Genomic DNA, 12369 nt, shown 5'->3' on the forward strand with positions numbered 1-12369 from the left:
TCGTCGCCGACTCCCGCGCCAGCGGGCCGCCCGGCGCCCACGTCGTTCCCTTCGGCTCGAGGGCGCGCCTCCGGGCGCCCGACCGCAACGGCGCGCTCGTCTCCGAACCCGAGGACCTCAGACCCGACCCGCTGCCCTCCTTGTGGCAACCACGTGCACGGTCGCGCCGCTCCTCCCGAGCGCCTCGGCCAGCGCGAGCGCGAGCGCGAAGGGCGCGCTGACCGCGAAGGCCAGCAGCAGCAGGCAGCGCGTGGCCCGGCCGAAGGGCGGCGCCTCGCGCCGCGACCGCTGGTGCAGAACGATGTAGAGCCCGTTGCGAGGCAGGCCGCGGATCTTGTTCAGCGCGCTCTGGATCCAGCCGAACGGGTTCTGGCGCAGCGAGAAGTGGTGCGACGCGCCGACCTCGAAGCCGAGATCGCCGAGCAGGCGCCGCAGCGCCCGCAGCGGGAAGTGGTGGAGATGGCGCGGCAGGTCGAGGTGGAACCAGTCGGCCCCGCTCCAGCGCGCCTGCCAGCTCTCGAAGTTCGGTATCGCCACGATCAGGCGTCCTCCCGGCCGGAGCACGCGGTGCGCCTCCATCAGGGTCGCGCGCGGATCCGGCAGGTGCTCGAGCACGTGCCAGAGGATCACCTCGTCGAAGAACGCGTCCGGATAGCCGGCCGTCCGCAGGTCCGGCGCGATGCGGATCTCGGCGCGCGGGTGGGCGCCACGCGTCGCCGCGGCGCTCAGCTCGACGCCGTGGACCTCGAGGCCGCGCTCGGCGAGCGGACCGAGCACGACGCCGCGCCCGCATCCGACGTCGAGCACGCGCGCGCCCGACGGGAGCCCCCGCGAGAGGAAGCCGATGTGACGCGCACCGACGAGACGCACCAGGCGCTCGACCGGAGCCTGGAACTTCGCGCCGGGCTCCCCGTAGTACTCGTCGGGGTAGATGACGCGGATCTCCTGCGCGCCGAGCATCGGATGGAAACGCCCGAGGCCACAGCCTTCACACACGACCAGCGGCGCCGCCACACCTTCGACGGCAAAGCGCGGTCGCACGCGCTCCCCGCTGCACACGGGACAGGGGTCGGTCTCGAGCACCGGCCCACCGAGGCTGCGGATCTCGCGCGCATAGAGCCCCGCGGCGGCATCCGGTTCGCGGGGGGTCTGCTGCGCCATGCAAGCGACCGATCGTGGGGGGCGCCGGCGGATTGGTCAAGGGAGCGAGCGGCGGGGCGTCGCCCGGCCGCGATGGCACCCTCCTGGGCGCCGCCGCGCCTCGTCTGCCGTGGCGGGCGCCTCGAGGTGGGGCTGCCACGAAGTCGAGCGGGATCCGCGTGTCGGGTGTTCGCGGGCGACGCGCCGCCGGGCGAGTCGTGAAGCAAGCCGACCGGACCCGTGGGGGCCGTCGTGCGTGTCGCCGCCGTCCTGGGCCTCGCCACGGGGAGCGCGCTCGCGTTCGCTGCCCTTGCCAACGAACCAGAGCAGCCGGCACGCGATGTCTCGAAGCTCGACGTGTGCAAGATCCTCGAGCCCGCGGAGGTGACCGCGGCGGCGGGCGGCAGGCTCGTCACCGAGCCCGGCTGCAACGGCAAGGCCTGCCGGTACGTGATCGCGGTCGCGCGCCACACGGAGAGCCACACGGAGAGCCATCTCGCGAGCATGTACGCCGCCGCACTCGTCGAGTGCCGTGCTCGCCGCGCAAAGCTCCGAGGAGAAGGGTGGCGAGGTCGCGGCCCGGTGGAACAAGGCCTGGATCGGGCCGCACGCCTCCGCCGGCGGCTTCACGCTCGTGGCGGTCCGCCGCGGCGACGTCGCCTTCGACGTGCCGGGCGACCGCCGCGACGTCGTGCAGGCGCTCGCGCCGCGCCTGGCCGCGTCGCGGTGCTGCCGGGCCGGGGCGCTGGGCAGCGCGGGACCCAGGCGTGGCCCCGGACACGGCAGGGCCGGCACCGAAACGAAGCCTCCGTGCTTCGGCCCGCGCAAAGCGAATTCGGTGTCGCGCTTCTCCGGATGGAGTACGATGCGTGCCGGGAGCGACGCCGTTCGTTTCTCCGGTCGAAGAACGAGCCGCGTGCACCGATCCGGAGCTGCACGGATGTCCGCACGGCTCGGCTTCTCACCTCGGCTCGTGCTCGCCCTGTCCCTCGTGTTGGCCGCCCCCGCACGTGCCGCAGCTCCCGGCCGCGGCGACCTCCTGCTCACGACCGGGTCCGGCATCACGTCGCGCATCCTGATCGTGCGCGCTGCGAGCGGCGCCCTCGAGGAGCTCACGCCGCAGGTCGGACCGAGCCTGCTCGGCCGGCCGGAAGGCATCACCGTCGGTCCCGACGGCTCGATCTATGTCGCCGACTCCGTGATCGAGCGCCTGCTGCGCATCGATCCCGACACCGGCGAGCAGTCCGTCCTCGGTTCGAGCGACATCTTGGGCGGCGGTGCTCCGGTCGTCGTGCCTCGCGCCCGGTGGCTCGATCACGCGCTGAGCCCGATCCTCGGATTCGACGAGCTCCACGTCACGAGCACCCTCTCGCTGTGGAGGGCCACTCGCAACCCGATCACCGGCTGGAGCGGGGGCCCGGAGACGGATCTTCCTGACGAGATCGACAACTTCTTCGACATCGCGGTGGACGACCGGAGCATCGGCGAGCGACCGGTCTATCTGGCGTACGCGATGGGGATAGCCGTGTATGCACCGCCGGCACCCTGCTGCGGCTCCCTCTTCACGCCGCCGCTCCTCACGGACGAAGGTGCGCCCGCGTACCACGCCTCGACGAGCGTCGACCTCCTCGACCCAACGGAGGACGGTCGCATCGTCGTCTCGCAGCCTCGTTCTCACCCGGAGCGGCTCCTCGTGGACGCAGTCGCCGCTCGGGTCGACACTCGCGCTCAGTGCGTGGTTTGGCGGCATGGCGCACTTCGCGCCCGAGCCGGCGGCCGCTCCGGCCATTGCCGCCGCGGCACTCGCGGCGCTCGCGCTCCGCCGCCGGAGTTGAACCCCGGGCCGGGTTTGGCACCCGTGGGGCCTCTGGTCGTTGCACGATGTCGTGTCGGGGAACCTCGCCTCCTTCATCCCGGTCCGGGCCGGGCGGCGACGGCTGCCTCACCGTCGCGACGCCCACCCCGCCGCTAGGGCGCAAGAAGCGCAGGCCAGCCGGATCAGCACCTCGGGGCACGTGGCGTACCGCGTGCCTCCCCGTCGTCCCCGTGGATCCTCATGCTCTCCCGGTTGCCGCCCGCCGCCTTCCTGTGGCGCCACCCCCCACCCCGGCGCCGTCCCGGGTCGATCGGACGCGCCGGCCGAGGCTCGAAGTCGGCTGCACGTCACCGCCACCCGGATTCCCACGCTCATCCCACACGCGGACGTTTCTTGGGCTCGTAGGATCGAAGCTGCAGGAGGCAGATGCCTGCCCCGTGGGGGGTCGATCGGAAGCGAGCGCTCGTTGCGGGATCGCTGGATGACCACCGCACCGAGCCTCGCCTCCGGAAGACCGGGCGATGAACGCGGATGTCGGAGCACGAAGGAGTCGAACGACCCTGCCGTCCCTGATCGGCGTCGGCCTGCTGGCGGCGACGCTCACGGCGCCAAGCTGCCTGCCGCGCGTCGAGCAGACGGAGGTGCCCGGCCTCTCGGCGAAGGTGCAGGTGCACACCGATGCGTTCGGCGTCCCGCACATCAAGGCCCTGTCCCTCGCCGACGCCTTCCGCGCCCAGGGCTACCTGCACGCGCGCGATCGCTTCTTCCAGATGGACTGGAACCGGCGGCAGGCCGCAGGCCGACTGGCCGAGCTCGGCGGCTGGCTCTCCCACCTCGCAAGCGACGGAAGGATCCGACTGCTCGGGCTGCGAGCCGCAGCGCAGCGGTCCCACGATGCGCTGGAGCCTGCCGAGCGGGAGCTGCTCGACGCCTATGCCGCGGGGGTGAATGCGTGGCTGACCACCCACCCCCTGCCGCCCGAGTACGCGGTCCTGGAGGTCTCGGTCGTCGAGCCCTGGACGGGGCTCGATTCCCTCCTGCTCGGCAAGGCGCTCGTCGCGAGCCTCAACGGACCCCGCCTCTGGGAGATCGGCGAAACGGCGGCCTTCCAGGACTACGTCGACGTGCTCGGCGAGGAGGCGGCTCGGCTCGTCTACCCGAACGAGCTGGGACGCTTCGCGCCCTGGGTTCCTCGCGCGACGGTGCCCGATGCCCGGGGCATTCCCCTCGCGAGCCTGCGCCGGCTGGCGCCCCTCGCACGGGGACCGGGCTCGAGCCTCGCACTGGCGCACCGGGTCCGCTCCCGAGCCGCGGCGACGGGCTTCCTCGCAGACGCGCTGAGCCGCCCCGAAGAGCGCTGGGGCAGCAACGCCTGGGGCGTGGCGTCCGCTCACAGCGCGACCGGTGGGCCGCTGGTCGCGGGCGATCCGCATTTCGGCGGCTCCGCTCCGGCGGTCGGCTACGAAGTCCATCTCGTGGCGCGCAACGATGGACGGGGACGAGCGCTCAACGCGAGCGGCGGATCGGTGCCGGGGATCCCCGGAATCTTGTTGGGCGGGCAGACGTCCCGACTGGCGTGGGCGGTCACCCTGTTCGCGCCCGACATCTCGGACGTCTTCCGCGACCGGCTCGTCCGGGACGATCCGTCCTGCCCTGCGCGGCTGTGCATCGACTCGGCGGGAGAGCTCCATCCGGTCGAGGAGCGCTCCGAGGCCTACCGGCTCAACGTCGCCGGCGATGGGATTGCGGACAATGCGATCGACGCGACCCCGATCGTGAGGGCGCTCGCGCCGCAGGCGGTGGACGTGCTGCGCGTGCCCTTCCGGAGCTTCGGGCCGGTGGTCGAGGTCGCGGACCGCAGCGTCCTCGCCGGAGGGTCGGCGACGGAGACCACGGTGCTCACGCTCCAGTGGTCGGGTCTGCACGCGGACCGGGCGACGCGCTGGGCCCTCGACATCCTGCGCGCCCGGGACGTCTTCGAGTTCGAGCGGGCCGTCGCGTGGCTGACGTGGGCGGGGATCCACCACGTGGTCGCCGACGTGGGCGGGAACCTCGCCTACTACGCCGGCGGTGAGATCCCGCTGCGCGCGGACCTGGAGGCCAGCGCCCCGCTCGACGGCATGCCGCCCTGGTGGATCCGCGACGGCTCGGGCGCCGCCAACTGGGTGCCGGATCCCGCGCGCTCGCAGGGGCAGGCGCTGCCGTTCGCGGTGCTCCCGCGGGAGGAGATGCCGCGGATCGTGAATCCTCCCGCCGGCTTCGTGGTGAACTGCAACGAGGACCCCCTGGGCTTCGCCGTGGACAACGACCTCCTGAACCACCGGCGGCCCTCGAAGCCCGAGGCGATCCCCTACCTCGGCGATCTGGGCACGCGCGGGCTGCGCAACGGCCGAGTGACTCAGATGCTGCGCGAGAAGATCGACGTCGGGCACGAGCTTTCGCTCGACGACATGAAGCGCATCCAGGCGGACACCCGGGCGCTCCACGCGGAGATCCTGGTCCCCCATCTGCTCGCCGCCTTCGAGTCCGCGCAGCGGCCCGGCGCGCCGCAGCCGCTCGCGGGCTTCGCCGCGGACCCTCGCATCGCAGAGGCGATCGCTCGCCTGGCGGCGTGGGACTTCTCGCACCCGACCGGGATTCCCGAGGGCTACGACACGAGCGACGTCGGAGGGGTGCGGACACCGGAGGTGAGCGAGGCGGAGGCGGAGGCGAGCGTCGCCGCCACGCTCTACGAGGTCTGGGTCATCAAGCTCGTGAAGCAGCTCAGCGCCACCATCGAGTCGCTCGGCTTGATGCCCTACGTGCCCCTCCAGCTCCTCGTGTCGCTGCTTCCGCAGGAGCCGTTCACGGGGGTCGGCGCCTCGGGCGTCGACTACTTCCCGGAGCCCGCCGAGCTCGCGGAGGCCGGGGATCGGCGCGACGCGGTCTTCCTCGGCGTGCTGCGCGACACCCTCGACGCGCTGCCCGGCCCGGCCTACGCCGCGGCCTTCGCGGGCTCGACCGATCAGGACGACTACCGCTGGGGCAAGCTGCACCGGATCGTGCTGCCCCACCCGCTCGGCGGCTCGTCGTCGATTCCGCCGGCGGGCGGCTTCGTCGACCTCGCGCCGACGCTTCCGGGACTCGCTCGCGACGGGACCTGGGATTCCGTCAACGTCGCGGCGGGCCCGGGCCTGCCGGACGGCGCCAACGAGTGGCTCAGCACGGGGAACCTTCCTCTCGCGAGCTTCCGGCACGTGCATGCGCTGCTGCGCGCGCCGCGATCGGGATCGAGGGTGCGCGGATACGCCGCGCTTGCCGGGAGAGCGTCGGAGGATCCTGGGGATCCGCTCTACGCCTCGCAGCTCCCGCTGTGGCTCACCGTCGACTACCACCCCGTCCCGATGTCCCATCCCCAGGTCCGCGCGGCGGCGAAGCGGGTGGAGCTCTTCGTGCCGGCGCCGTGATCCCACGTGCGCAGCCGCCTCAGCCGCCGCCGAAGGCCGCGCGGGCGATGCCGGGGCGGGAGGCGGCGAGGAGGAGGTCGCCGCCGGTCTCGCTGAGGTCGCCGAGGCGGGCGGCGAGGGCGTCGGCGCGCAGCTGGGTCCTGGTCAGGTGCACGGCGTGTACCATCGCCGCATGCGAGGAGCCCGGACGCTCTGGCTGCCGTGGGCTGTGGCGTTCGCCACGGTCCTCGCGTTGCTGGCGCTGCCCGCCTTCCTCGCGCAGCGGGCGCAGCCGTGGTACGAGGCCCAGATCGCGGTGGCGCGCTTCACGCTGGCGATCCTCGCGCTCGTCGCCGCCGTCGGCACCTTCGCGCTGCGCGAGTCGCTCGTCCTGCGCGACGTGCGAGAGGGCCGGCTCGACCCGGCGACGCCGGCCGGGATGGCTCGGCTGCGGGTGCGCTTCCTCGCGCTCTGGGCGCTGTGCGCGGCGGTCGGCGCGCTCGGAGGCGTGCTCGCGTACGGCTCGGGCCAGCCCGCGCGTGGCTGGCCGTACCTGATCGGCGCCGCCGTCCTCCTCGTGCTGCACGCGCCCTGGGCGGGCTTCCTGCGCCGCGTTCGCGTGGGAGATGCGGGCGCCAGCTAGCGCCTGCGCGGCAGCGCGCTTCCCGACGCGAGCCCGGGGTCCAGCCGGCCCAGGCCGCGCCGGCCGGGCAGTCTCCACCCGGGGCCGGAGCGGCACGGGATCTGCAAAAGGCTCCATCCAAGGCCCCGCAGCGGCCCGGTCGCGTCGTCGCTGGGACGGAGGGCCACAGGCGGGACAGGAAGGGCCGCATGACCGAGTTCACGCCGGGATCCGCGCTCGCCGGAGGGGCCTTGATCGGCGCGGCGTCGGGGTGGCTGCTCCTCGCCGACGGTAGGATCGCCGGCGTGTCGGGCATCCTCGGCGGCGCGCTCGGGCCGGCCGCGGCCGGCGAGCGGCGCTGGCGGGTCGCGTTCCTGCTCGGCCTGCCGGCGGGCTTCCTGCTGCACGCCTGGGTCGCGGGCGCGCCGGCGCCGGTGCAGATCGAGTCGCCGCTGCTCGTGCTCGTGGCGGCGGGGCTGCTGGTCGGGTTCGGCACGCGGCTCGGAAGCGGCTGCACGAGCGGCCACGGGATCTGCGGCGTCGCGCGCGCGTCGCCGCGCTCGCTGGCCGCGACCGCGACGTTCCTGGCGTCCGGCTTCGCGACGGTGTTCGCGTGGCGGCACCTGCTGGGTGGCGGGTCGTGATCCGCGTCGCAGCCGCAGCGGCGGCCGGCGTCGTCTTCGGCGTCGGGCTCGCAATCTCGGAGATGGTGAACCCGGCCAAGGTTCTCGCCTTCCTCGACCTCGCCGGGCACTGGGATCCGAGCCTCGCGCTCGTGATGGGCGGAGGGCTCGTGGTCGCCGCGCCGGCCTTCGCGTGGGCGCGCCGGGCTTCGGCGCGCCCGCTGTTCGCGGACGGCTTCCAGATCCCCGAGCGGGGCGCGATCGATGGGCGCCTGCTCGGCGGCGCGGCGATCTTCGGTGTCGGATGGGGGCTCGGCGGGCTGTGCCCGGGGCCCGCGCTCGCCGGCCTCGCCGCGGGCGAGCCGCGCCTGTGGATCTTCGTCCTGGCCATGGCGGCCGGCGCCCTCGTGCACGACGGCTGGGTCGCCGCGCGGAGCCGACCGTGAGGCTCCAGCCCTTCCACGACCCGCGTACCGCGACGCTCAGCTACGTCGTCGCGGACGAGGAGAGCCGTGTCGCGCCGGTGATCGAAGCCGTCGCCGGCTTCGACCCGCGCACCGCCCGGCTCTCGCACGTGTCCTGCGAGGCGATGGCGCGCTGGATCGACGAGCAACGGCTCGCGGTGCCGTAGGTCCGCGACACCCAAGCCCAAGCCGGCCACCTCTCCGGCATGCCGTACCTCCGCGAGCGCTCCGGCGGGCGGGGCGCGATCGGATGGTCAGGTGCTCCCGTCCCGCGCGCTCTCCCCCGGTCCGCCGGGGGGATTGCATTGGTAGTGAGTGTTCACTATAAGTCCTCCCCGACGCAGGGAGAGGCGACGTGGCGCGGCGCGCGGGCGAAGAGGCGACCTCGCAGGCCCCGGAACGGGAGGGCCGAAGGCCCGGCGCGCCGCCCGACGCGCGGCTCCCGGGCGCCGGGAGCGGATCCTCGCGAGCGCCGGCTCCGTCTTCGCGACGACCCCGAGATCGGCCGCGCCGTGAGCGGGATCGGCCTTCTCCCTCGACCTCGTCCACATGCTCGGGATCGGCGGCGAGCCCGATCGCACGAAGCTCGAAGGCTGGGGCTCGCTCGACCTCGACCCGGTCGCGGGCCGTCCCGCGAGGGAGCGGACATGACGCAGGTTCTCCCCGGCGAAGCGGAGCAGAAGGAGATCGTTCGCCGCTGCTGGTACTCGCACGACGGCCACTGGTTCCAGAGCGCCGCCGCCGAGCTCGGCATGGAGATGGCGAACCAGCTCAACCGCCGCGCGCTCCGCGCGCAGGGCGCCAGCGAGGCGCGGCGGCTGCGCAAGGCGCTCGGCATGCGAGAGATCTGCGGGCTCGACGATTTCCTTCGCCTCTTCGATGCGCTCGCGAGCGTCCTCGTTCCTCCGCCGACAGCCGTCCGGCTCGAGCGGCCGGGAGATCGCTCCTACGCGATCCACGTCGATCGCTGCTTCGTCCACGAGAGCGTCGTCCGGGCGGGAAACCCCGAGTCGTACCAGTGCGCCGTCTTCGACCGCATCGCCGGCTGGCACGACGGCGCGGGGCTTCCGCTCGCCAGCGAGCCGCCGGGCCTTCGCTGCGCGAAGGCCATGGGCGGCGTGTGCCACCGAACCCTCCAGCTCCGATAGGATCGTCATGTCGCTTCGGGCATCGGAAGCGTTCGAGATCCCGCGCGGCACCCTCGCGCGCTTCGTCGCCGAGGAGGTGAGGCCGCCAGGGTGCCACCATCCTGGCAGTGGCTCCGTCTCGCTGCCGCCGCATGGACGTGGGTGCGCAGGCGCGGCAGGTAGCGCCCGCCGCCGCCAGGCGGTCCTGGCGCGGCGCGCGCCTGTCGATTTCGCGACACGCGCTCGCTCCCCACCGGCGCTCCTCCAGCATCCGAGAGCCCCACGAGCGGCGTCGCTCGGCCGGGCGGTAGACGAATGGTCGTCCCATGGAACGATTCGACCTGGTGTCACGAGGAGTGGAGCAGATGCGGATGAAGCATTGGCTGTCGAGTGCAGCGGTCGTGGGTCTGGTCGCGTCCAGTGCAGCCGGCGCGGCGACGATCACGGGTCTCTATTACGTCGCAGGCAGCGAGCTGCGCGCGGTCCCTTTCGACGGAACCGAGTTCACCTCGAGCGAAGCGGTCGTGCTCGAATCGCTGGATCCGAGCTGGAGCGGCCTCAGCTACGACGCCGCCGGCGGCGTTCTCTACTACGTCGCCGCCGGCGAGCTGCGGCGGGTGGATTTCGATGGCACCCAGTTCACGAGCTTGGGGACCACGCTCGAGACGCTGAGCCCGGGCTGGACGGGTTTCAGCTACGAGGTGGCCACGGACACGATCCACTACGTCGCGGATGGGTGGCTGCGGCGCGTCGGCTTCGACGGCGCGGACTTCACCGGCCTGGCCACCAACCTCCAGCTCCTCAGCCCGAGCTGGACCGGCTTCAGCTACGACGTGGCTGCCGGGATCGTCTACTACGCGACCGGCGCCGATCTGTGGCGGGTCGGCTTCGACGGGACGAGCTTCACCAGCCTCGCCACCCATCTCGAGACGCTCGACCCGAGCTGGTCCGGCCTCAGCCTGATCTTCGAGGGAGACCCGCAGCCGTTCCCGATCCCGGAGCCGGGAACGATCGCTCTGCTGGGCATCGGCGTCGCCAGCCTGATCCTCGTACGCGGCCGCCGGGCGCCCTGACGCGCGAGGCGCCGCGCGGCCGATCGCGCGGCGCCTCTGCAGGATGCAGCGAGTCGGGGGTGGGCCGCGCAGGCGGCGCGCCCCCGGCTTCTTCTTCTCTCGCACCGGCGGCTTGGTCGCGAGCGCGATAGATGCGCCAGATGCGATGGCCGCATGGGTTCGTTTCCCCATGCTGCGGAAGGCGAGGAAGCCATCGCCGGCACACGCGACGGCTGGAGCAGTGCCGGGCGTGTCGCTACGAGGCCTCGGCCACGGCTGGGACGATCTTCCACAAGACCCGGGTCCCGCTGCGGACCTGGTTCCTGGCGATCTTCTTCGTGGCACGTCACAAGAAGGGCATCTCGGCGCTGCAGCTGCAGCGCAACACGGGCCTCGGCAGCGATCAGACGGCCTGGACCCTCGTCCGCAAGATTCGCTCGGCGCTGAGCCATCGGCCCGGCTTCCGACTCACCGGTCGAGGCCGATGAGGCGTACGTGGGAGGCGCCGCATCAAGCGGGGTTCGCGGACGCGGCGCGCCGAACAAGACGGATCGCGGGCGTCGTCGAGCGACGAGAGCACTCGGCAGGCTCTGTCCGCTTGGCAGTCGTTCCTCGCGCACCCGCGAAGAGCTGTAGATCCCGAGCGTCGAGGCGATCCGCTCGCGGAGCGCGTCGACGTGAGCACGGCCGATCCCCCGCGGAGCTCCGCGAAGCTCGGCGGCGGGGACCTCGCTCATCCGGCTCGTCCTCCCGGTGGCCCGGCGGCGGGCGGCGCGGAGCTTGGCTTGGAGGCATGGCGCCCTTCGCGCCCGAGCCGGCCGGCGCGCCAGCCCTTGCCGCCGCGGCACTCGCGGTGCTCGCGCTCCGCCGCCGGAGTCGAACCCCGGGCTCCGCCAAGCCCGCTCTCCTTGTGGGCAACGACACACGGCAAGGAGGAGTTCGGCGAGATCGCCCACCACGAGGAGCAGCCTACCGCGATCGAGAGCGCGCTGGACGTCCTGAGCAGCGTGCCCCCTATCCTGGTCGTCGCTATTCTCGGGCGGGTTCGCGCGGCTCGGGAGCGACGATGTGCTCGGGCGCGTAGCTCCGCGGTAGAGCGCCTGGTCTACACCCAGGATTTCGGCGGTTCGATCCCGTCCGCGCCCACCGATTCGAGCGGCTGTACGTAGCAAGAGGGGGGTGGAGATGCGGAAGGGACTGCTGTTTTGTCTTGCGCTAGCGCTGCCGTGGAAGGCGGGCGCGTTCATCGTGGACGCTGACACCGTCGCGCTCTGGCATTTCGATCCCGGACAGGAGCTCATCGCCGCCGACAGCGGGCCGGGCGAGCTGGATCTGGCGCTCGACCGCTCGCCGGCGGACGGATCGGAGGGGAGCACGATTCCGGTCTTCACGACCGGATGCATCGGCGGTGCGCTGCGATTCCTGCACGGAACGTCCGAGGCCTACGGCGGCTATGGGGAAACCGCGAGCGGCTTCGCATTCGGCGCGAACGAGGTGTCGGTCGAGCTCTTGCTCCGAACCACGAGCACGACGTACGACCATCTGTTCGTCAGCCCGACTCGGTTCGTGGTCGTCCTCGATGGCGGAAAGGTCGGCTCCTTCGTGGGTGACGGGATGGGGTGGTCCAATACGGCCTCGTCGAACGTCTTGGTGAACGACGGCTCTTGGCACTACGTCGCCGTGACCTACGACGGGGCCGATCTGCGGGTCTTCGTCGACGGAGCACTGGCCGGCGAAACGTCGTACGTCGCGACCATCGGCCCGATGTCGTCGTTCTACGTCGGCGGACGGGCCAACAATTCCTTCTTCGCCGGCGACATCGACGAGGCTCGCCTCTCCTCGACCACGCGCGACCCCGCCGAGATTGCCGTCATCGCGGGCCTCGTCGCCGTGGAATGTCCCGAACCTACGAGCGCGCTCGCGGGAGCAGCCGCACTGGCCGTAGTCACGTTGCGGCGACGATATTCGCGCGGTTCCAGCTAGTGCCCTGTGTCGGAAGTTCGCCTGCATTCGATCGCGGCTACGGGCCGCTCGCAGCGTTGCGCTCCCTCCCCATGGCGACGGCCATGGCTCGGTCGCGCGCCTTGCGAGCGGCCCGTA

11 protein-coding genes and 1 tRNA gene are annotated in these 12369 nt (G+C 72.6%); 10 read left to right on the plus strand and 2 right to left on the minus strand.

Annotation, left to right across the window (positions count from 1 at the left end):
• Positions 1–117: 117 nt before the first annotated feature.
• Positions 118–1161: a class I SAM-dependent methyltransferase gene (locus OZ948_13405; GenBank protein MEB2345725.1), complete on the minus strand. Its 1044-nt coding sequence runs from the start codon at positions 1159–1161 to the stop codon at positions 118–120.
• 511 nt (positions 1162–1672) lie between these two features.
• Between OZ948_13405 and OZ948_13410 the strand changes: the two genes are divergently transcribed.
• Together OZ948_13410 and OZ948_13415 are read left to right on the plus strand one after the other, a co-directional pair.
• Positions 1673–3112 carry a hypothetical protein gene (locus OZ948_13410; GenBank protein MEB2345726.1) on the plus strand — a complete coding sequence of 480 codons (1440 nt, stop codon included), beginning with the start codon at positions 1673–1675 and terminating at the stop codon, positions 3110–3112.
• Between the two features lie 365 nt (positions 3113–3477).
• Positions 3478–6402 carry a penicillin acylase family protein gene (locus OZ948_13415; GenBank protein MEB2345727.1) on the plus strand — a complete coding sequence of 975 codons (2925 nt, stop codon included), beginning with the start codon at positions 3478–3480 and terminating at the stop codon, positions 6400–6402.
• A gap of 19 nt (positions 6403–6421) precedes the next feature.
• Here the strand turns inward: OZ948_13415 and OZ948_13420 are convergent, their stop codons facing one another.
• A complete protein-coding gene (locus OZ948_13420; GenBank protein MEB2345728.1) occupies positions 6422–6556 on the minus strand; it encodes a hypothetical protein in 135 nt (44 codons plus the stop codon).
• A gap of 18 nt (positions 6557–6574) precedes the next feature.
• Here OZ948_13420 and OZ948_13425 point away from each other — a divergent pair, with 18 nt between their 5' ends.
• The 8 genes from OZ948_13425 to OZ948_13460 all read left to right on the plus strand — a co-directional run bounded on the left by OZ948_13425 (position 6575) and on the right by OZ948_13460 (position 12252).
• A complete protein-coding gene (locus tag OZ948_13425; GenBank protein MEB2345729.1) occupies positions 6575–7024 on the plus strand; it encodes a hypothetical protein in 450 nt (149 codons plus the stop codon).
• Positions 7025–7212: 188 nt separating this feature from the next.
• The gene (locus OZ948_13430) at positions 7213–7647 is read left to right on the plus strand and encodes a YeeE/YedE thiosulfate transporter family protein (GenBank protein ID MEB2345730.1); all 435 of its coding nucleotides are present in this window, start codon (positions 7213–7215) and stop codon (positions 7645–7647) included.
• Positions 7647–8072 carry a YeeE/YedE family protein gene (locus tag OZ948_13435; protein ID MEB2345731.1) on the plus strand — a complete coding sequence of 142 codons (426 nt, stop codon included), beginning with the start codon at positions 7647–7649 and terminating at the stop codon, positions 8070–8072. The genes OZ948_13430 and OZ948_13435 overlap by 1 nt, the downstream gene beginning before the upstream one ends.
• A complete protein-coding gene (locus OZ948_13440; GenBank protein MEB2345732.1) occupies positions 8069–8257 on the plus strand; it encodes a hypothetical protein in 189 nt (62 codons plus the stop codon). The genes OZ948_13435 and OZ948_13440 overlap by 4 nt, the downstream gene beginning before the upstream one ends.
• A 480-nt stretch (positions 8258–8737) precedes the next feature.
• Positions 8738–9238 (plus strand): DUF6125 family protein, encoded by a 501-nt coding sequence (locus tag OZ948_13445; GenBank protein ID MEB2345733.1) that lies wholly within the window; start codon positions 8738–8740, stop codon positions 9236–9238.
• Positions 9239–9543: 305 nt separating this feature from the next.
• Entirely contained in the window at positions 9544–10290 is a 747-nt protein-coding gene (locus OZ948_13450; protein ID MEB2345734.1) for a PEP-CTERM sorting domain-containing protein, read from the plus strand.
• Between the two features lie 1053 nt (positions 10291–11343).
• Positions 11344–11415: transfer RNA gene (locus OZ948_13455), tRNA-Val, on the plus strand.
• Positions 11416–11454: 39 nt separating this feature from the next.
• Positions 11455–12252 (plus strand): LamG domain-containing protein, encoded by a 798-nt coding sequence (locus OZ948_13460; GenBank protein ID MEB2345735.1) that lies wholly within the window; start codon positions 11455–11457, stop codon positions 12250–12252.
• The last annotated feature ends 117 nt before the right edge of the window (positions 12253–12369 follow it).

This window comes from Deltaproteobacteria bacterium, from assembly GCA_035063765.1.
Classification (GTDB): Bacteria; Myxococcota_A; UBA9160; order UBA9160; family PR03; genus CAADGG01.